Origin of the sequence: Pseudomonas sichuanensis (assembly GCF_024749065.1) — a bacterium.
GTDB lineage: Bacteria > Pseudomonadota > Gammaproteobacteria > Pseudomonadales > Pseudomonadaceae > Aquipseudomonas > Aquipseudomonas sichuanensis.
The window spans coordinates 160,018-180,693 of the sequence record NZ_CP087185.1 but is presented as its reverse complement, the minus strand read 5'-3'; the positions used below and the strand labels follow the sequence as shown (position 1 = coordinate 180,693).

At 55.5% G+C, this 20,676-nt stretch carries 18 protein-coding genes and 1 pseudogene; 10 read left to right on the top strand and 9 right to left on the bottom strand.

Annotation, left to right across the window (positions count from 1 at the left end; genetic code table 11):
- Nucleotide 1 precedes the first annotated feature (1 nt).
- The 4 genes from dapF to LOY51_RS00800 are packed head-to-tail and all read left to right on the top strand — an operon-like array spanning nucleotide 2 to nucleotide 3,135.
- Nucleotides 2–832 (top strand): diaminopimelate epimerase, encoded by an 831-nt coding sequence (gene dapF / locus LOY51_RS00815; protein ID WP_125857047.1) that lies wholly within the window; start codon nucleotides 2–4, stop codon nucleotides 830–832.
- Between the two features lie 13 nt (nucleotides 833–845).
- A complete protein-coding gene (locus tag LOY51_RS00810; RefSeq protein ID WP_125857046.1) occupies nucleotides 846–1,544 on the top strand; it encodes a DUF484 family protein in 699 nt (232 codons plus the stop codon).
- Nucleotides 1,544–2,443, top strand: a complete 900-nt coding sequence (gene xerC / locus LOY51_RS00805) for a tyrosine recombinase XerC (protein WP_125462119.1) — start codon at nucleotides 1,544–1,546, stop codon at nucleotides 2,441–2,443. The genes LOY51_RS00810 and xerC overlap by 1 nt, the downstream gene beginning before the upstream one ends.
- Nucleotides 2,440–3,135 (top strand): HAD family hydrolase, encoded by a 696-nt coding sequence (locus tag LOY51_RS00800; protein WP_125857045.1) that lies wholly within the window; start codon nucleotides 2,440–2,442, stop codon nucleotides 3,133–3,135. The genes xerC and LOY51_RS00800 overlap by 4 nt, the downstream gene beginning before the upstream one ends.
- Nucleotides 3,136–3,315: 180 nt before the next feature.
- On the opposite strand, the gene sutA is transcribed toward LOY51_RS00800, so the two are convergent.
- From sutA to glnK, 3 genes are all read right to left on the bottom strand, one after another.
- A complete protein-coding gene (gene sutA / locus LOY51_RS00795; RefSeq protein ID WP_056794110.1) occupies nucleotides 3,316–3,645 on the bottom strand; it encodes a dormancy-specific transcriptional regulator SutA in 330 nt (109 codons plus the stop codon).
- Nucleotides 3,646–4,074: 429 nt separating this feature from the next.
- Entirely contained in the window at nucleotides 4,075–5,409 is a 1,335-nt protein-coding gene (locus LOY51_RS00790) for an ammonium transporter (RefSeq protein WP_125462117.1), read from the bottom strand.
- A 48-nt stretch (nucleotides 5,410–5,457) separates the two neighbouring features.
- Entirely contained in the window at nucleotides 5,458–5,796 is a 339-nt protein-coding gene (gene glnK / locus LOY51_RS00785; protein ID WP_002555808.1) for a P-II family nitrogen regulator, read from the bottom strand.
- Between the two features lie 406 nt (nucleotides 5,797–6,202).
- Here glnK and LOY51_RS00780 point away from each other — a divergent pair, with 406 nt between their 5' ends.
- The 5 genes and pseudogenes from LOY51_RS00780 to LOY51_RS00760 form a co-directional block, all read left to right on the top strand.
- A complete protein-coding gene (locus LOY51_RS00780; protein WP_125462116.1) occupies nucleotides 6,203–6,472 on the top strand; it encodes an accessory factor UbiK family protein in 270 nt (89 codons plus the stop codon).
- 356 nt (nucleotides 6,473–6,828) lie between these two features.
- Nucleotides 6,829–7,056 carry a hypothetical protein gene (locus LOY51_RS00775; protein ID WP_125857044.1) on the top strand — a complete coding sequence of 76 codons (228 nt, stop codon included), beginning with the start codon at nucleotides 6,829–6,831 and terminating at the stop codon, nucleotides 7,054–7,056.
- 298 nt (nucleotides 7,057–7,354) lie between these two features.
- Complete coding sequence (mgtA, locus tag LOY51_RS00770) at nucleotides 7,355–10,060, top strand: magnesium-translocating P-type ATPase (RefSeq protein WP_258644027.1); 2,706 nt, start codon at nucleotides 7,355–7,357, stop codon at nucleotides 10,058–10,060.
- A 9-nt stretch (nucleotides 10,061–10,069) separates the two neighbouring features.
- Nucleotides 10,070–10,426, top strand: a complete 357-nt coding sequence (locus tag LOY51_RS00765; protein ID WP_258644015.1) for a DUF2493 domain-containing protein — start codon at nucleotides 10,070–10,072, stop codon at nucleotides 10,424–10,426.
- 112 nt (nucleotides 10,427–10,538) lie between these two features.
- Nucleotides 10,539–10,904, top strand: a pseudogene (locus LOY51_RS00760) (magnesium chelatase domain-containing protein); the annotation flags it as partial.
- A gap of 130 nt (nucleotides 10,905–11,034) precedes the next feature.
- Here the strand turns inward: LOY51_RS00760 and LOY51_RS00755 are convergent.
- The gene (locus LOY51_RS00755; RefSeq protein WP_258644013.1) at nucleotides 11,035–11,475 is read right to left on the bottom strand and encodes a hypothetical protein; all 441 of its coding nucleotides are present in this window, start codon (nucleotides 11,473–11,475) and stop codon (nucleotides 11,035–11,037) included.
- Between the two features lie 85 nt (nucleotides 11,476–11,560).
- Here LOY51_RS00755 and LOY51_RS00750 point away from each other — a divergent pair, with 85 nt between their 5' ends.
- Nucleotides 11,561–11,851 (top strand): helix-turn-helix domain-containing protein, encoded by a 291-nt coding sequence (locus LOY51_RS00750; protein WP_258644012.1) that lies wholly within the window; start codon nucleotides 11,561–11,563, stop codon nucleotides 11,849–11,851.
- Nucleotides 11,852–12,128: 277 nt separating this feature from the next.
- Here the strand turns inward: LOY51_RS00750 and LOY51_RS00745 are convergent, their stop codons facing one another.
- From LOY51_RS00745 to LOY51_RS00725, 5 genes are all read right to left on the bottom strand, one after another.
- Nucleotides 12,129–13,163, bottom strand: coding sequence for a hypothetical protein (locus tag LOY51_RS00745; RefSeq protein WP_258644010.1), 1,035 nt, complete (start codon nucleotides 13,161–13,163; stop codon nucleotides 12,129–12,131).
- 37 nt (nucleotides 13,164–13,200) lie between these two features.
- Nucleotides 13,201–14,778: a YecA family protein gene (locus tag LOY51_RS00740; protein WP_258644008.1), complete on the bottom strand. Its 1,578-nt coding sequence runs from the start codon at nucleotides 14,776–14,778 to the stop codon at nucleotides 13,201–13,203.
- A gap of 841 nt (nucleotides 14,779–15,619) precedes the next feature.
- Nucleotides 15,620–17,461, bottom strand: coding sequence for a tyrosine-type recombinase/integrase (locus LOY51_RS00735; protein WP_258644005.1), 1,842 nt, complete (start codon nucleotides 17,459–17,461; stop codon nucleotides 15,620–15,622).
- Nucleotides 17,462–17,472: 11 nt separating this feature from the next.
- Complete coding sequence (locus LOY51_RS00730; RefSeq protein ID WP_258644003.1) at nucleotides 17,473–19,482, bottom strand: site-specific integrase; 2,010 nt, start codon at nucleotides 19,480–19,482, stop codon at nucleotides 17,473–17,475.
- On the bottom strand, nucleotides 19,479–20,597 hold the full coding sequence (locus tag LOY51_RS00725) for a tyrosine-type recombinase/integrase (RefSeq protein ID WP_258644001.1): 1,119 nt from the start codon (nucleotides 20,595–20,597) through the stop codon (nucleotides 19,479–19,481). The genes LOY51_RS00730 and LOY51_RS00725 overlap by 4 nt, the downstream gene beginning before the upstream one ends.
- Between the last annotated feature and the right edge of the window lie 79 nt (nucleotides 20,598–20,676).

Here is a 20,676-nt window from a genome sequence, read left to right as displayed (position 1 = left end):
CATGCTGCTGCGTTTTACTAAAATGCACGGGCTTGGCAACGACTTCATGGTCCTCGACCTGGTCAGCCAGCACGCGCATATCCAGCCCAAGCACGCCAAGCAATGGGGTGACCGCAACACCGGCATCGGCTTCGACCAACTACTGATCGTCGAAGCGCCGAACAATCCGGACGTGGATTTCCGCTACCGGATCTTCAACGCGGACGGCTCCGAGGTCGAGCAATGCGGCAACGGCGCGCGCTGCTTCGCCCGCTTCGTGCTGGACAAGCGCCTGACCGCGAAAAAGCGTATCCGCGTCGAAACCAAGAGCGGCATCATCGAACTGGACGTGCGCAACGACGGCCAGATCTGTGTCGACATGGGCCCGCCGCGTTTCGTCCCGGCCGACATCCCGTTCATCGCCGATGAGCAGGCTTCGAGCTACCCGCTGGAAGTCGACGGCCAGGTGCACCAGATCGCTGCCGTGTCGATGGGCAACCCGCATTCGGTGCTGCGCGTCGATGACGTGCGCAGCGCGCCGGTGCATGAGCTGGGGCCGAAGATCGAGCACCATCCGCGCTTCCCGCAGCGGGTCAATGCCGGCTTCATCCAGGTCGTTGACCGCCACCGCGCCAACCTGCGGGTGTGGGAGCGTGGCGCCGGCGAGACCCAGGCTTGCGGCACCGGAGCCTGCGCCGCCGCCGTCGCGGCCATCGCCCAGGGCTGGATGGACTCGCCGGTGACCATCGACCTGCCCGGCGGGCGCCTGAGCATCGAGTGGGCTGGCCCCGGCCAGCCGGTATTGATGACCGGCCCGGCCGTACGTGTATTCGAAGGACAGGTTCGTCTTTAAGCGAGTAGCCGCCATGACTGAACAGCCGCACGTTGTACCCGAGCTCGACGCCGACGCGGTGGTCGCCTATCTGCGCGCCCACCCCACGTTCTTCGCCGAGCATGACGAGCTGCTGATCGAGCAGCGCATCCCCCACCAGCGCGGCGACAGCGTGTCGCTGGTGGAGCGCCAGCTCAAGCTGCTGCGTGACCGCAACATCGAGATGCGCCATCGCCTGTCGCAACTGATGGACGTGGCCCGTGACAACGACCGGCTGTTCGACAAGACTCGCCGGCTGATCCTCGACCTGCTGGATGCCGGCAGCCTGGAAGAAGTGGTGATGGCGGTCGAAGACAGCCTGCGCCAGGAGTTCAAGGTGCCCTTCGTCAGCTTGATCCTGTTCGGCGAAAATGCCGCGCCGGTCGGCCGCTGGGTGTCCGGCAGCGAGGCCCAGCAGGCCATCGGCGGGCTGATCGGTGGCGGCAAGACCATCAGCGGCAGCCTGCGCGAGCACGAGCTGGCCTTCCTGTTCGGCAATGACCAGCACAAGGAGGTCGGCTCCAGCGCCGTGGCCACCCTGGAGTACCAGGGCCTGCATGGCGTGCTGGCGATCGGCAGCCGCGACCCGCAACACTACAAGAGCAGCGTCGGCACCCTGTTCCTCAGCTACATCGCCGAAGTGCTGGGCCGCGTGGTGCCACGCTTCACCCAGACGCTACGCTCGGTGCGCTGATGGAGCGCCAGCTGGAGGCTTATTGCGCGCACCTGCGCAACGAGCGCCAGGTGTCCGAACACACTCTGCTGGCCTACCGCCGCGACCTGGAAAAGGTCATTGCCTACTGCAACAGCCAGGGCATTGGCGGCTGGCCTGCGCTGCAAGTCCAGCAGCTGCGCCAACTGGTGGCGCGCCAGCACCATCACGGGCAGTCCTCACGCAGCCTGGCGCGCCTGCTTTCGGCGGTGCGCGGGCTGTACCGCTACCTCAACCGCGAAGGCCTGTGCCAGCACGACCCGGCCGATGGCCTGGCGCCCCCCAAGGGCGAGCGGCGCCTGCCCAAAGTGCTCGACACCGACCGCGCGCTGCAGCTGCTCGATGGCGGCGTTGACGATGACTTCATCGCTCGGCGTGATCAGGCCATCCTCGAACTGTTCTACTCCTCCGGCCTGCGCCTGTCGGAACTGGCCGGCCTCGACCTCGAGTACCTCGACCTGGCCGCCGGGCTGGTACAGGTGCAGGGCAAGGGCAGCAAGAGCCGCGTATTGCCGGTCGGGCGCAAGGCGCGCGAGGCGCTGCAGGCGTGGCTGCGCCTGCGCGGCATCGGTGGCCCCCAGGACGGCGCGGTGTTCATCACCCGCCAGGGCAAGCGCCTCAGCCCACGGGCCATTCAGCTGCGGGTCAAGACCGCCGGCGAGCGTGAGCTCGGCCAGCACCTGCATCCGCACATGCTTCGCCATTCCTTCGCCAGCCACCTGCTGGAATCGTCCCAGGACCTGCGCGCGGTGCAGGAAATGCTCGGCCACGCCGACATCAGCACCACGCAGATCTACACCCACCTGGACTTCCAGCACCTGGCCGCGGTGTACGACAGCGCCCACCCCCGGGCCAAACGCAGCAAAGGCACAGACTCATGAGCATCAAGCTGATCACCTTCGACCTGGACGACACGCTGTGGGACACCGCGCCGGTCATCGCCAGTGCCGAAACCGTCCTGCGCGACTGGCTCGCCGCCAATGCGCCGGTTCTGGGCGCGGTGCCGGTCGAGCACCTGTTCGCCATCCGTGAACGCCTGGTGCAGGCCGAACCCGGCCTCAAGCACCGCATCAGCGCCCTGCGCAGGCGTGTGCTGTTCCACGCCCTGGAAGAGGTCGGCTACAGCGAGAAGCACGCCCAGGAACTGGCCAACGAAGGCTTCGAGGTGTTCCTCCATGCGCGGCACCAGGTCGAGGTGTTCCCCGAGGTGCAGCCGGTGCTGGAGATCCTGCGCCACCAGTACACGCTCGGGGTGGTCACCAATGGCAACGCCGACGTGCGCCGGCTCGGGTTGGCGGACTACTTCCGCTTTGCCCTGTGCGCCGAGGACCTGGGCGTAGGCAAGCCGGATCCGGCACCGTTCATGGAGGCCCTGAAACTGGGTGGCGTGGACGCTGGGGCGGCGGTGCACATCGGCGACCACCCGGGCGACGACATCGCCGGGGCACAGCGGGCCGGGTTGCGCGCGGTGTGGTTCAACCCGCAGCACAAGGCCTGGACGGGCGAGCAAGCGCCGGATGCGCAGATTCAGCGGTTGTCGCAGTTGCCCGAGGTGCTGGCGCGCTGGCGCTGACAGGGGCCGCTTTGCGGCCCAATCGCCGGCAAGCCGGCTCCCACAAGTACTGCATGGGCCTGGTACTTGCGCGATTCCTGTGGGAGCCGGCTTGCCGGCGATTGGGCCGGTACAGGCAACACAGATCTCACAGCCACAAAAAAGCCCGCAGCGACGGCGGGCTTCTTTGCTATCAGCCACTCAGATAGGGCGGCTGCCGTACTTGTTGTCCGGCTTCTTGGGCGGGTCGGCGACCACATTGGCCTCGACTTCCTGCACCTTGCCACCGCGCGAAAGAAACTCTTCCATCGCCTTGGCCAGGGCATCACGCTCCTTCTGCTTGGCTTCCATACTCGGCATTTCGTCTACCGAAACAGCCGCCTTGGACTTGCCCTTGGCGGTCGGCGCGGGGCTGCTGTCGTCATCGCCAGCATCTTCCGCACCATCGTCGGCTGCCGCCTCGAGGCCTTCATCAGCCTCGTCTTCGTCACCTACTTCGAGGTCATCATTTTCCAGATCGTCGTCGCTCATGTTCTACCTCATGACTTGCGAAAAGCAGGTTAGTTATAGACCGGTGCGACCGTAGACGGCAGTCACCGGTGAAAATTCAACTGGCCGTGGGTTGGCCACTGCCTCGGGTGTCCAGCTCCTGATGGGAGGCCCGGCACCCAGCAGGCCCTGCTCCTGGCAAGGCCTGACAACACTGTTCTTACCCTGGCTGGCCACAGGCTACTGCAAGCCTAGCAAAGGGTGGCGAAGTGTGCGGGTTACTCGTCCCACACCCTTCGGCGCGCATTCTAGCGCGCTCGCAGAAAAAGCAAAGCACCAGAAACGCCCAATGACTTGTAAGTTTTCTGCCTGGGTCGCGAACAGGACAGCGAAACCGTTTGCCGGGCGTAAAACGGCAAACTACAGGCAAAAAAATGCCCGGCGAACCGGGCAAGATTTCCAGCGTGGCGGTTACAGGTTGTAGCCGCGCTCGTTGTGTTGAGCCAGGTCGAGGCCGACCGACTCTTCTTCTTCGCTGACCCGCAGGCCCATCACCAGGTCCAGCACCTTGAGGATCACGTAGGTGACGATGGCGGTATAGACCACGGTGAACAGCACACCTTTGGCCTGGATCCAGAACTGCGCGGCGATGTCGGTGACCGCGCCGAAGCCGCCCAGGGCCGGCGCTGCGAACACACCGGTAAGCAGCGCACCGACGATGCCGCCGATACCGTGCACGCCGAAGGCGTCGAGCGAGTCGTCATAACCCATCTTGCGCTTGAGGCTGGTGGCGCAGAAGTAGCAGACCACGCCCGAGACCAGGCCGATCACCAGCGCGCCCATCGGGCCGACGGTACCGGCGGCCGGGGTAATGGCGACCAGGCCGGCTACCACACCCGAGGCGATGCCCAGTGCGCTCGGTTTGCCGTGGAAGACCCACTCGGCGAACATCCAGCCCAGGGCGGCGGCGGCGGTAGCGATCTGGGTGACCAGCATCGCCATGCCGGCGGTGCCGTTAGCGGCCGCCGCAGAGCCTGCGTTGAAGCCGAACCAGCCGATCCACAGCATGGCCGCGCCCATCAGGGTGTAGCCCAGGTTGTGCGGCGCCATCGGCGTGGTCGGGTAGCCTTTGCGCTTGCCCAGCACCAGGCAGCAGACCAGGCCGGCGATACCGGCGTTGATGTGCACCACGGTGCCGCCGGCGAAGTCCAGTACGCCCCAATCCCACATCAGCGCACCGTCACCGCTCCAGACCATGTGCGCGATCGGCGCATAGACCAGGGTGAACCACACGCCCATGAAAATCAGCATGGCCGAGAACTTCATGCGTTCGGCAAAGGCACCGACGATGAGCGCCGGGGTGATGATGGCGAAGGTCATCTGGAAGGTGATGAACACAGCTTCAGGGAACAACGCGGTGGCAGAGGTCAGGCCCGACGGCGTGACGCCGTTGAGGAAGGCCTTGGAGAAGCCACCGATGAAGGAATTCAGGTTGAGCACGCCCTTTTCCATACCCGCGGTATCGAATGCCAGGCTGTAACCGTAGATAACCCACAGGATGCTGATCAGCCCGGTGATGGCAAAGCACTGCATCATCACCGACAGCACGTTCTTGGAACGCACCATGCCGCCGTAGAACAGGGCCAGGCCCGGGATGGTCATGAACAGGACCAGCGCCGTCGAGGTGAGCATCCAGGCGGTGTCGCCGGAGTTGAGCACCGGGGCGGCAGTTTCCTCGGCCAGGGCCAACCCTGGCATTACGAGGGACAATAGGGCTCCTAGCCCTGCGATCTTACGCAGAGTCATGTTGTTTTCTCCTGGGGCGTTGGGTTTGGTGAGGCTTTTTTGTAGCGTTTAGATCGCGTCGGTATCGGTTTCGCCGGTACGGATGCGGATCGCTTGCTCCAGATTGACCACGAAAATCTTGCCGTCACCGATCTTGCCGGTGTTGGCCGCCTTGGTGATGGCCTCGATCACCCGATCAAGGTCTTTGTCGTCGATGGCGACATCGATCTTCACCTTGGGCAGGAAATCGACCACGTATTCGGCGCCGCGATACAGCTCGGTGTGACCCTTCTGCCGGCCGAAGCCTTTGACTTCGGTCACGGTGATGCCCTGCACGCCGATTTCCGACAGCGACTCGCGCACGTCGTCCAGCTTGAACGGCTTGATGATGGCAGTGACTAGCTTCATGAAACTCTCTCCCGATTTGGTGGACTTGCCCCAGGAAAACAAACCCGTCTCAAGTCTAAGCGCAGCGCCTGGCTTTGTAACGCGTCGTCGGCTCCATCCTCCCCGCCGCGACACCTTGTGGCGGTGACCAAGGGCCTTACCACTGGGCTACGCACTGCCTGGTCACAGCGGACCGCATCAGTGCATGGCTCACCCAGGTCTTTGCAGAAACCTTGCCAGCTCCGGGAAAACGCCAGAAAACAGGTAGTTGCGTGAAACAGTCGGGATTGGCCAGTCGCCAGCAGGGAAAAGCTGCACAACTTCGGTGCGCGACCTTTGGCCGCCCTGCGCAAAAAGTGTGCAGGGCAACCCGCGAAAAGGGGCGTGATACACTGCCGCCCTTTCACCCATCAACGGATAGCCTGACATGCTCGCGCCCAAAGCCCTTCTCGATGCCCTGAGCGACCAGGCCTCGCGCCTGTTCAGCGGTGACACCGCTCAGCCCCGTGCCGAACTGGAGAGCCAGTTCAAAGTGCTGATGCAGGGTGCCTTCAGCAAGCTCGACCTGGTCAGCCGCGAGGAGTTCGACAGCCAGATGGTGGTATTGGCCCGCACCCGCGCCCGCCTTGAAGCGCTGGAGAAACAGTTCGCCGAGCTGGAAGCGCGGATCGCGCCAGCGCCAGCATCAGAGCAATAATCATCCCGTCTCTGGAGCGGCCCTGCCGCTCCTGCAGGCAGCGCACCCTGCCGTTGGAGTTTCCAACATATAATTGCGCTGATTAAACCAGATGAAACTTAATTCAGTTTCACCTTGCGGGTTGACTTGCCCGCTATGCTTTGCATAAAGTTCACCCGCCCTGAAAACCGGGCCTTTATTTCAACTCACGAAGAATTCAATGGACACAGTATCTAGTCGCTGCCTGGCCGCCCCTGGCTGTCAGGCACTTGAACCGGAACTCCGGGCCCGCCTCCCTGGCTGGGCAAGCCGCGCCAGAGCCTGATGCTCCGCCGTAGCTTGCCGCCCCGGGTGCCAGCCCGGTCGGAGGCAAGCTCATGAACCTCATCACCTTTATCCGTACACACCTGCACGCCCGACTCGGGGCGCTGCACACCTGCACCCATGCGGCCCCGCCGCCCTTCCCCGCCCCCGTCGCGCGTGGTTCTCGCCTGCGTGCCGCCTGGCTATCGCAACCTGGCAAAGGCTGCCTGCGCCTGCACTGGCATGCCGACGACGGCCAGGAACCGCCGAGTCGATGGCGCGCCTTGTTGTGTTTCGGCTGACGGGCGCGTCGCCACTTACCTATTGAATTGCCACCAATAAGACACGAACTTTCCATCATTAAAGTTCGCGGGATTCTTATTGCCTGAAAGTTACCAGGGGAATAACGACACCATGGACTCAGCCAGTAGAAAGTTCGCTGCCGACATTAACTCCGGCACGCGCCAGCGAACGTTCAACCGCCGGAAAGACAACGTTATTTACCGATCGAATGATCGCGGCCCGAAACACGCGCACTCACCCGCCCAACCGTGAGTCGACTGTGTTTCGTGCCGCCTCCTGCGGCAGGAGCACAGCCCGATGACCGTCAAAGACCGCAACACCACCACGACTCCGGACGCTCGCCTGTCCATGCGCGCCGCCCGTGAGGCGCGCAATGGCCTGGCCGTCACCCTCGCCAACCTCGACGCCAGCGAGCTCGGCCTGACCGAGCACGAAGCCGCCAAGCGCCTGCAGCGCGATGGCGCCAACGAGGTCGCCCACGACAAACCGCAACCGGCCCTGGTGCAACTGCTCAAGGCGCTGCACAACCCCTTCATCTATGTACTGCTCACCCTCGCCGCCATCAGCTTCGTCACTGACTACTGGCTGCCGCTGCGCGCCGGTGACTTCGACGACCTCGACCTGACCAAGGTGATCATCATCCTGACCATGGTCAGCGTCAGCGGCCTGCTGCGCTTCTGGCAGGAATACCGTTCGAGCAAGGCGGCCGAAGCACTCAAGGCGATGGTCCGCACCACCGCCACGGTGCTGCGTCGCGAGCGCCACGACACCCCCGCGCAGCTGCGCGAAGTGCCCATGAACGAGCTGGTGGCCGGCGATATCGTGCAATTGGCCGCTGGCGACATGATCCCTGCCGATATCCGCCTGATCGAATCGCGCGACCTGTTCATCAGCCAGGCCGTGCTCACCGGCGAAGCGCTGCCGGTGGAAAAGTACGACACCCTCGGCCACATCGCACCGAAGTCCGCCGCAGACAGCGCCACTGACGAAGGCAGCCTGCTCGACCTGCCGAACATCGGCTTCATGGGCACCAACGTGGTCAGCGGTCGCGCCCGCGCCGTGGTGGTGGCCACCGGCAAGCGCACCTACTTCGGCTCGCTGGCCAGAGCGATTGCCGGCTCGCGCAGCCAGACCGCCTTCGACCGCGGCGTGAACAGCGTCAGCAGCCTGCTGATCCGCTTCATGCTGGTGATGGTGCCGGTGGTGTTCGTGCTCAATGGCGTGGTCAAGGGCGACTGGAGCGATGCCTTCCTGTTCGCCCTGGCCGTGGCCGTGGGCCTCACCCCGGAAATGCTGCCGATGATCGTCAGTGCCAACCTGGCCAAGGGCGCCGTGGCCATGGCCAGGCGCAAAGTGGTGGTCAAGCGCCTGAACGCCATCCAGAACTTTGGCTCGATGGATGTGCTGTGCACCGACAAGACCGGCACCCTGACCCAGGACCGCATCATCCTCGAACACCATGTCGACCCGAGCGGCCGCACCGACCCGCAACTGCTCGAGCTGGCCTGGCTCAACAGCCACCACCAGAGCGGCGTGAAGAACCTGATGGACCAGGCCGTGCTGCGCTTCGCTGGCGAGAACAGCGGCTTCCAGCCGCCCTACGCCTACGCCAAGGTCGACGAATTGCCCTTCGACTTCATTCGCCGGCGCCTGTCGGTGATCGTCAAGGATGCGCTCGGCGATCACCTGCTGGTCAGCAAGGGCGCGGTCGAGGAAATGCTCGCCATCGCCACCCATGTAGAAGAGAACGGCCTGCGCATCCACCTCGACGAGGCCCAGCGCCAGCAACTGCTGGCCACCGCCAGCGCGTTCAACCAGGATGGCTTTCGCGTGCTGCTGATCGGCACCCGCGAAATCCCCGCCACCGAGCGCAAGGCTCAGTACAGCACCGCTGACGAGCGCAGCCTGGTGATCCGCGGCTTCCTGACCTTCCTTGACCCGCCCAAGGAAACAGCCGGCCCGGCCATTGCCGCGCTGCGTGAGATGGGCGTGAAGGTGAAAGTGCTGACTGGCGACAACCCTGTGGTCACCTGCAAAGTTTGCCGCGAAGTGGGCCTGGAGCCCGGCCAGCCATTGCTTGGGCAGGACATCGAGCGGCTGGACGACGCCCAGCTCAAGGCGCTGGTCGAAGAACGTACGGTGTTCGCCAAGCTCACCCCGTTGCAGAAGTCGCGGGTGCTCAAAGCCTTGCAGGCCAACGGCCACACCGTCGGTTTTCTCGGCGACGGTATCAACGACGCCCCAGCCCTGCGTGACGCCGACGTGGGCATTTCGGTGGACAGCGGCACCGACATCGCCAAGGAATCGGCCGACATCATCCTGCTGGAAAAGAGCCTGATGGTGCTCGAAGAAGGTGTGCTCAAAGGCCGCGAAACCTTCGGCAACATCATGAAGTACCTGTGCATGACTGCCAGTTCCAACTTTGGCAACGTGTTTTCGGTACTGGTGGCCAGCGCCTTCATCCCGTTCATGCCGATGCTGGCGATCCACTTGCTGCTGCAGAACCTGATGTACGACTTCTCTCAGCTGTCGCTGCCCTGGGACCGCATGGACAAGGAGTTTCTGCGCGAGCCGCGCAAATGGGATGCCCGCAACATCGGCCGCTTCATGCTGTGGATCGGGCCCACCTCGTCGATCTTCGACATCACCACCTTCGCCCTGATGTGGTACGTGTTCGCTGCCAACAGCGTGGAGATGCAGGCGCTGTTCCAGTCCGGCTGGTTCATCGAAGGGCTGCTGTCGCAGACATTGGTGGTGCACATGCTGCGCACCCGCAAGGTGCCGTTCCTGCAGAGCACTGCGGCGCTGCCGGTGATCCTCGCCACGGGCCTGGTGATGTGCCTGGGTATCTACATCCCGTTCTCGCCACTGGGGGCGATGGTCGGGCTGGTGCCGCTGCCGTGGGAGTACTTCCCTTGGCTGGCCGCCACCCTGCTGGGCTACTGCCTGGTGGCGCAAGGCATGAAGACCCTGTACATCCGCCGCTTCGGCCAGTGGTTCTGAGGGGGGCGTATGCGTGTACTGATCTGTGCGGGGCGCAACTACGCCGACCACCAGCGCTGCCGTCGGGCGCTGGACGAACTGCAGCGACAGCAACCGATCCAGGTGCTCATACACGGCGGCAGCCAGTACCTGGGTGGCGATATCGAAGCCTGGGCGCGGGAGCACGGTGCGGACATCGTCCGCTACCCGCCCAACTGGCAGTTGCACGGCAAACTGGCTGAGCGCTTGCGCAACGTTTTCATGCTGCGTGACAGCCGGCCAGACCTGGTGCTGGCTTTGCCGGGCGCAGACGATACCGAGGAACTGCTGGCTCGGGCGCGGGGTGAGGGGGTTGCAGTGGTGTGCGGCAAGCAGCCTCGCCGCTAGATGAGGCTGCGGAAAAACCTCGACGCACTCTTTCCAGCGTGCCCGCCAGGGACACCACTATGCTTTGCCGGGCCGCAGGATGCGGCCTGAATCACGCGAACACGGAGCGCCCATGTCCCTCGCCCTCGTCCACAGCCGCGCCCAGGTGGGCGTGCTGGCACCCGCCGTCAGTGTCGAAACCCACCTGGCCAACGGCCTGCCGTCGCTTACCCTGGTTGGTTTGCCGGAGGCCACGGTCAAGGAAAGCAAGGACCGGGTACGCAGCGCCATCGTCAACGCCGGGCTGGAATACCCGGCCCGGCGCATCACCCAGAACCTCGCCCCGGCCGACTTGCCCAAGGACGGTGGGCGCTACGATCTGGCCATCGCCCTGGGGATCCTCGCCGCCAATGGCCAGGTGCCGGTGGCTGCGCTCGAAGACATCGAATGCCTGGGTGAACTGGCCCTGTCCGGGGCGCTGCGGCCAGTGCAGGCATTAGGAGGACTGTCAACAATCTATCTCCCTTAACCTCTAAGTTTCTTGGCCTCACAACGTGGATAGGATTTCGAAAATATCAGCTACGTAAATAGCTAGTTCAGAACGCAGGCGCCTCCACCCCGTGCAGGAATCACGAAAGACTAAGCGACGAAAAAATTTGCTCTATCACTCTGTAGCTCCCCGATTTTCCTTCCGGCGCTACGATGTAGGTCTCACCGCCAGCGACTACGTACAGAAAACCATGCTCATCTGTCCCTTCGTAGTTAATTGTGTTCAGTTCCAGTAGCGGTTCCATACACCATTCCTCACTGCCGTTGATATGAGGTGGGCTCACAAGGCTGACACTCTCGACCCGAAATGCCGCTGGGGATGCTTTGAGCAACTGCTGAAGGTCCTGAGCATGAGGAAGCATCAGCATGCTAGTGACTTGGTCCCGGCCGCGCCCTCGAACCACCCCCACGTAGAACCAAGGCCAAATAATCTCCTGCTCGATGAATGCCCATATCTGTCTATCGGCATACTCTGGCCCCAAGTCCAAAAGCATTTCTGCTGCGCGATGAGTCGTAAACATAATGCCTCCGCAAAAATGAATCCTATAGATTGTAGCCCTATAGGGCTCAACAAGGCTTGATTTTCCGTTTTGTGGATACTACAAAATGGAACTGACCACGGCGTTCGGCCTTGCGCTAAAGCACATTCGCAATCTCAAAAATCTGACCCAAGAGGATTTTTCCGTGGTAAGCAGTCGGACCTATCTCAGTTCGCTGGAACGGGGCCTGAAAGGAGCAACGATCGAAAAAGTGGATCAGCTGGCAGGGGTTCTGGGCGTCCATCCCGCAACCCTACTAATCGCAACCTATCTGGAGAAAGACGGATTGATTGACGGCGATCTAGACGCACTACTCGTGCAAATAAAACAAGAGCTTCAGGATCTTAGGGTTGACTAGCAGATTAAGCGGGTTCGCTCCGCCGAACGACTCTGAGTTTCAAAAGCCATCTACTCCTGCCCAGGCAAGATTGGTCACAATTCTCGCACGAGCTCCCGTTAGGCACCCATGCGAATGGCGCGCAGAAAAACTAGAGAACCTGGCGCGTCAGCACATGACATTTATTCACGCTGCAAAAATGCTCAACACAAAAATTGAGGCTGCGTTGTTGCTCAGAATCATAGCCTGAATTCTTCTCAGCAGGGATTTCCTTCGAAGATCAAATCAAATCTGACCTCTAAAGTTCACGAGGATAATCTGGCACTCCAAAAGTTCTTATAAAGTTACGCCGACCATCCATGATTTTTGATATTTTCCTGAGGTATTCCCCCATCCGCCTCGATTCATCATCATAACCAGTCCAAAAAAATGGCACATTCTCGCTCGTCAGACTTTCAATGAACGTAATATGCGTAAGTGCGAGGAACACCCTGTAAAAATTCGCAGACCTATTGAAATCACCTCCCAACATATGAACTATTACGTGCCTATTAAATCCAATATTACCCAGCCCAGCGGGTTTATACAGGACATCTTTGAAGAACAGACTAAAGCAGTTTATGACGTCTGACTGAGGGCAGATATGTGTATAAAAATCCACTTCAACACTTTCCACCCCATAAACGCCCGGATGCCAGTCGTAACCGCTGACCCTACGAGCACCCCAACCTTTCAATATGGCTCTTAATCTTTTTTCAAATACCACTCCTGCTACATTCCCACAATCCTCTTCAAGCAGTAGATTTTGAAGATTACGCAAGCCGCCTTCAAAAACAGGAATCAAAGACATTATTGCAGCATGATCTAGCCCCATATAAAAAGACTCAATCGCTTCAAGTATTATTAAACGATACTCTTTAAGCGATTCGCTTTTCGAAAAAAAATTCAAGAAATAAGCCGCAACAAGATCTATTTCAAAAATATTATGCAACCACTCTTCCATAGCAGCGGACGGATCTTCTGAATTTATTGCCTTGTTTATGCCGTTCGACATTTCTCCTTGACCAAGGTATAGCGGAATAGGAATTCCGAAAGGTAGTAACCTAGACTGGGTACTGGTTGCCCGGCCCCACTTTTTATTGTAATGCTCAACAGAATGCTCAAGCAGAAGAAAAGACCTACTGCCGCTAAGAATTTTGAACCCCGGCTTTCCTACATCAACCTCCTCGACGGAAACCGAAACACCCTCCCTTCGCTTGAACTCCTCTATTATTAAAGAAGGACTCAATGATGGCAATCTATATAGCTTTTTCAATATTTTTGCGTAATCCATGCCACTCACCTTCCCAATTTAAAAATCTCTTCCAAAATTAGCTTTCATAACCGGCAGATACACGCATGCCAGACATCATTTGTTCCGCCATGCGCACACAGTAGTGCGTAGCAATATCTGGCTGCGATAGCAAATGCAGATCAGATATATCTGCAGACTCTTTCATCCACTCTAAAAGATCATCTCTAGAAGCTTTCTCGTATGACGCCCAAAGAAAATTAAAACAATCCATCTCAGTTCTGATAGGCTTGCGCCGAGCACTGTAATCAAGCGTTCCAAAAAACGTAGATGGATGTTGATTGTATGCTTCCAACTCAACCGCCGTCAGAGGCACAGCGCCCATAAACCTTGTCCCGTCAGCGGTAACAAATATGCAATACGCTTTCTTTTCCCCCGACATGACAAAACCGCTCTCTAAAAGCCCATCAACTTCCACACCGTCGGGCCTAGTAACGATAAAGCGTGAACCAATCTGAAATTTATCCGACGGTTGTCGAGTAGCAAACACGTCCGCCTCACCGTCGAATGACACCGGTATCCTCATGTGCTCACTCATCGACTCGATTAATTCAAACACGGGCAAATTTCGCCTTCTTACTTCTACCTGCGCTAGGAGATTTTTATAGCCCGGTTGAAGGTCATCCACATGGAACCCCAACAGCAATAAAGCGAGTGGGACGCCAACTGTGGCGAGGTGATGCTCTTGAGGAGTATGTGTCGCAATCACATAAGCTGCCGGCAGTGTTCGACCAATAGGGTCTTCAGCATACTTCTTAAGCATCGTCCTTGTTTCTGACAAAGGCATGGGTATATTTTCACGCTTATGATGTTCTAGCCTGCCGTCGTTCGTATCAATGAAAACAATTCTAGGGTACTTGGCTTCCTTATTTAGAGCGCTGAACAAAAGCTTATTAACCCTGAGCCTAGCGCCTTCCCGGCGCTTAGCTTCTACCGAAAATTTCGCACCAGTGCGCGTATGGGTGGCCACAAACTCCACATGAGTTGAGCGACGGTCTGTTTCATCTTCGAATTCGATAGTGAAGCCCGCCCGTAAGAACGAAGCTGCTACCCTCACCTCATACGTAGCACCTGAAAAGCTTAGAGTATTCTTTATCCGCTCAATGAGCAGCGATTCAACATGAGTAGAGTGCTTCAGTGCATACAGGTCATATGCAAAGTGCATATACGCTGACAGAGCACCTGTAGATGGAGTTCCAACCTTGTCGCTAGGAAGCTCAAGTGCCGCTTGTTCGCAAGCTCTCGTATACCAGGCAACGACTCGATGCTGGGAGTCTGTGGACTTTTGGATCTCGCCCTGCCACCAGTCTTCTCCAAGCGCTATCCTGGGGTAGTCGCGCAAGAAATCATGAAATGTCCCCCAATTCTTAGCGGCGTGAAGCCGGTTACCTACAGCGACAAGCCGATGCTCATCAACCTTTGCAGAGATAATTGGCCTACCCAAGCCTTGTTGTTCCCGACGCTGAAACTCACGCGCCTCATGTCGTTGAAAGTAAGCAGATTGCTGCAGATCCGCATACGCCGGCGCCCCATGGCAACGCTTAAATTTCTTTCCGCTGTTACAGTAGCAAGGGCTATTTCTGCCAGGCTTATTCATAAATTCATCCGTGTCGGACATGAGGTATTTAAGAGTACTCAGAGGGATGAAACTCGGCAACAAGGAGCTGAATGAGACCTTCATAAGCTCAGAGATTCTGCAGCAAGATATGTGGCTACCGCTTCACAGAACGGGCCGGACTGAGACCGCCTGATGCCAAAACGCGAGGCTGTCTCCTAGAAGCCTAAAGTTGCCTCATCTACCCGAAATATCTTTTTAGTGGTGTGCCAAACCACAGAGCAGGTGATCCGAAAAATCTGCTTACGCATGAGTGGTCACCTGACACAGGACAAGAAACTTCCGATGGCAGCAGCACATTCGCATATACGAAAAAACGGATGGTGAAGTAGAATGAAAGCTGGACATTACCTTTTGTAGGTAAATTCTGAATTAGCTAGTTGCTTCAGATTGCTCGCGTAAAAGCCGGTCTATGATCCGCTGAAGATCATCGCATCTCTTTCGAAGATACTCTGAATCTGCCGAGTATTGAGCAATACGAGAGAGAGCACTGTCTCGCTGAGCTTTACAGATAGTAAGCTCGCTTCTCAGATCTTTAATCTCATGTCGAGGAGTAGCTTTTTCAGTAGTTTCTAAGAGAGGCAGCTGAGAACTCCTTACTCGGGAGTTATGCGCCTCAATCTCAGCGCGAATGTGTGCATTCCACGGGCGATCTAATGCATTTGGGCTCCTCAACCCAGCACGAGAGCAAATTTCTCGATACGTCCACCGTGTGTTAGGTTTCTCAATCCTAAAATCAGCGATCACCCCCAGTAAAGCGGAAGTATTACGTGCTTTCATCTCGCACTGGCTTTTCTGCAATCCCTTCATGCTGCCTCGTGGCTTAGCGCGCATCCCCTGCCTCCCGGTCTAAAGCATCCAATTGCGAGATCAACTTATTGAGCTCCGATATTCGGCCTAGCAGGTAAGAAACTTTAAGCGGGTCTTTCTTGAAATGTTCGAGCATCCGTGTATTTTCACGTAATCGCCACTCGAAAACCTTCCGCTTGGATGCCGCAGGCATTATTGAGTTGTTGCAGTCCGCCGGACGACAAGAAGACTTATCACCCCCACATAAAGCCTTTGCAGACCTAAACATGCACAGCCCATCATCCACCTGTTCAATAAGTGCATTTTTAGGAAGCTCTTGAAGAAAAGCTGCTTGCTCATTTTTTGTCATACCTAAAAACTTTTTCTGATACTCACCAAATTCGGCTGCTCCACCTCCGATAATTGGAACTTGGCCTGATAAAAGTTCATCATATTTTTCCTCTGAAATTTTAAACTTTTCCTGCTGCAGCTCCAAATAGAGACTCATATCGCCATAAATACGGGTATTCTCAATATCGAAATGCTTCAGCTGGTCCTGTAGCTCCTTGATCCCCAGCCCTTGCCTAGTCATTATCCTGGCAAATGTTTTTCTAAACTGATGAGAGGCCAAAGCCCAAATTGAATCATTAAACTTCAGATCATGGCGAACTGCGAATTCTTTTAACTGCCTACAGATTACCGTGGATGAAATCCTCCCGTTCACATAATTATGAGAGGGAAAGAGAAAAGTGCCACCCCCGCGCCTTGCAGCTAACCCACGCTCGGCCGAATCCAAGACAATTTTCACGAATGGCACTGTCTGCCACTTGTAACTTGTCGGCTCTGCCTGAAGCTTATTCGTGCTACTAACGACAAAATAAACCCTAAACACTTTCTCATCAACTTCCAGTTCCTCCTCCTGCCAGTTATTCCTCCCACCAGACCGTAGCGCAACTATTTCGTGAAACCGCATCCCAGTTAGCATTGCGATCAAAATGTAGCAAGCAACTGTGAACTTGCTCTCCAAACCTCTAAAGGCCGGATATGAACTGATAGCATAGTCGCGCCATGGAAAAATATTATTTGAACCATTTCGAACATCTACTGCGGATTGTGCTGCATGAACAGATCTGGCAGAATTTATTTCAACTATAGAATCTACCAAACCAATATCACTAATTGCGCACTCAAAAATCCGAACTGCTAATTCATCAGGAATTTCTCTCGTAAGCCCAACTCTCGGCGCTACCCGCCGACACAATTTATTCGACCACTTGCTTATTGATCCGTACTGCCTAAATGGGTCAAATTTCAACCCATCCTCGACTTTTGACGACTGCTCGAAAACCCAATCCAACCCGGCAACCCTAGAGCGCAAAGTGCGATCTGTAGTTACAGCACCTCCCTTAACCGGCGCTGAAGACACTTCCTCCAGAAACAATTCAAGGTCTAATTCCGTAATATCAGAGAACTGGTAGATTCTCGATTTCCTCATATAGGAAACTAACTGCCTTAGACCTTTCGTCGCCACCTTACAAATTGTTGACCATTTAGGATGCATCGCCGGAGGATCAACAATAAGTGAATACAGATACTCCTTGACACTCCTGAGAAGCCTAATCTCGCGGTGATTACTACCTAAAGTGTCTGCAACCCCTACTAGCCTAGAAATTGTGAGAGCCACTTCAACAGGGCGTAGATCCGGATGCTCATCGGAGAGATCCCAAACATCATCGGCGTAAAATGACTTTTTTGAGAGCCTGATTATGTTACGTCTTTCATCTGACACTCCAATCAACGTATCAAGTAGATGCGAACTTTCCGACTTTGCTATCAAGTGACCAGCGAAGATCTGTTTGCGTTCCGCCCTCACCATATGTATATTTCCTAACTATTAAATGACCAAATATCTATCGGATTAATACGAGCATCCTCTCTAATTCTCTCAATCACTTCTAGACTGTAGCGCGGAAGTATTGAGTTCTCCCATGCAAATATTTTTTCTGACGTAGCAATCCGAAACTCAACATCATCAACTAACCCTGCATCTCTTAATCTCTCGTGATACGCAATGAAGCAAAAATATTTCTTTATATCCTCAAATGTGATTATTAAATTAGGGCAGCCCGTACAAACTTCGTGTTTAGCGCTGCAGTATTCGCCTTCTTTCTGCCCCGGCACTGGGGAATTTTTAGGGTCCGCGCAATGATTTAAGAACCCTTCAGTTAGCTTACCCTTCAATGCCCCCGACTCTTGATCGCCCCCGAGCGTCAGGAACATTGTATTTATATGTAATCCCCGCCGAACCTTGAATACGGGGTCACCTACCCTCCGTAAATAATCTGCTGTGGTTGAGATTTTTTCGTGCCCCAAAATCGCCTGGAGAAAACGCATATCCTCCGTTCGAATATACTCTTTCCAACCCATTGTAGGCTTTATTAGGCGCGCTTGAATGAAAAGAGGCTCTCCCGAAGTATGTTTCAAATTATGTTCAGCAGAAAACTCCCTCATAGCTTTTCTAAATCCCCCATGCGCTAATGGTTTTGACATGCCGAGCTTAGCACCATTAGTAATCCATAATTCCGTTTGCCCTTCTCCTCTTATACGACTAGTAATTGCCCTGACTTTCTTCACCAACATTATCGGCCAGCTGCTGTGACCTTCACTTAAAGGTACTGTTTTACCTTTTTTCGATGAGCGGTATTTTACCCATTCTAAGTGAAACCGTGACGAGTCTGTGGGGTCCGGCACGAGACAATCTATCTTCAATCTTTCTATTGTAGATGGATTTAACTGCGTCCTAATTAGCAGCATGATGAAAAAAGGCACCAAGTCCCCAGCATTAATTTGCCGATAAACTCCTAATGCAGTAAAAAAGTCGTTAAGACGCCCTTTGTAGTGGTCATGGATAGCCCCCATAAACTTCGGAGCACGCTTTCTCAACTCTCCTTCAGTAAGAAATTCACAACCAAGATGATTTTCCCAGTACCAAATCAAATAATCCATTTTCCTCCAAGGAGATAGATAACTCACCGGACACGGTCTACCTAAATATCTAGGAACGTAATTCTGACCGGCGCCAATCAGCTCGTAAAAAGCCTCGACACCTCTCATTCTTTTTCTTCCTGGCTCTTTAAAGCTTGATACAAACACTTCCCCCTGAGCAATAACACGATAGTCTGCAAAGCCAAGCCTTTTGCAGTCACACTTATTTTCCCACCACCAAACTTTATACTCGAAACTATTCCAAAAACTTCTACCACCTACGTCGCTCAGCGGAGCAACGTCATCAAGGGGGGCAGCCTTTCCCAACCACCTTGGTATATATTTATTATTACATTTACTCATAGTTTGCCGCATACCCGCCACGGCTGCGCGGACTATGGCCTCTAGCTCTTTCTGATCATATCCAGGGTTTGCGACTTGCAGAGAAGAGGCTTTCGGAAAAGCATTTTTTTGCGGCTTAAAGTCGTTGTTAATCGACTCGTGCTGACTCATTACCTTGAAGTATGGAACAAGAAGCCTATAACTTGCTGCAGCCGACGAATACGAGATATTAACGGATCTTTTCAACCAGGCTGCGTACAAAGTAAGAGTGGTACCACGCAATTGCTCCGGTTTTTCTATCCGAAATTCTTTGAGGAATCTTAAGAAGCGCCAAAGGTTTTCACGTACGGTGATCCTAGTTATGTGCCCCACATTATTTCTTCGCTTGTAAACGGCCCACGCAAAAATCCCAACGATGTCCCGCAGACTTTCAAACTCTGATCTTCCGCCGAAATTATAAACATTAACCTTGCCGGTATTTTTGCACACTGCTGTAAATGCTAAATCTTTAACAACCCGAGCCTCGTCGGCAAGCAGGCCAGATATAGTTTTTCCATTTGCGGACCTCACGATATGCCTCCGCACATCTTATCTATATCTTTTTGCAACTGTTCGTATGTAGCCGCATGCGAAATTAATATTGCGTTATGAACATAGAATTTCTCTGTAGTCCTTTCACTCTCATGCCCCATAATCTTGGACAAAGCCAAGAGATCTTTATTGTATAAGTAATGATACGTGCCAAATGTGTGCCGCAGAGAATGAGGCACCGCATCTATCCCAAGATTTTTACTTGCTTTTGCAAATATTTTTTCAATCCAATTTCCAGTTAGTGGCTTTCCTATTGGACTGATAAATAGAAATGGTGGCGTCGTCGTACTAGGCTTCTTATACGCCATCCTCTCAAGCCATAGTGCTCTTTCCATGTCAACGTATCCCCAGATATCTGCCAAAAGCCGATTTGGCACTAAAATAACTCTTGCCTTATTCCCTTTCCCTAAAACTCGAGCAGGTGTAGAGTGCCCTCGGTGGTTTATATCTGGCAGGTCGTTCAATGGGAAATTTACCGCTTCAGATAAACGCAACCCGCACTGGAGCATTAGCTTTGCAATCAGAGAATTACGTACGCCCAGACCAGTATTTCTTTTTGCGGAAACCGAGGTAACTTCCGCAATTAAATTCACGGCGACATCTAATAACAGGAATTTGGTTGACTGAATCAGCTTTCGACTTGGATGACCCCTGACTACAAATCTGACTCTCGCTCCAAAGTACCTGGAGCCTTCCTCCTCCAAGGAGATATTTATATTATGGCCCCTATTTCGACACCAAATAAGATACCGATGAGCGCCGGAGATTCGACTATTCACAGTATTCCACGCGAGCCCTACTCCCGGAGCTTTAGAGTGAGCACACTGCGCCTCGATATAGTAATCAACATCCCTATCACAGATATCGACCAGCTCTATCCCGAGAGCGACTCGCCATAAAAGAAATTCTTTAATGTGTTCACTAACTGTCTTTATACTTTTTTCGCTGAGTCTCAGTGCGAGGAATCGAATGTACTGATTCTCTGGGCCGTAGGGGACCCCATCGCAAGAAAAAAACTGCGGAAGTTTATATGTAACGCGAGCGAGGAGAGGATCCTCAGCGGAAGTGAAATCGACGTGGACCAGGATCGCCATAGACGGTTCTCCGCTTTGTTAAAGGAAAACTTTTCATCCAGTCATCAACGGTAGACCATCTCCACAGCACTCTTTTGCG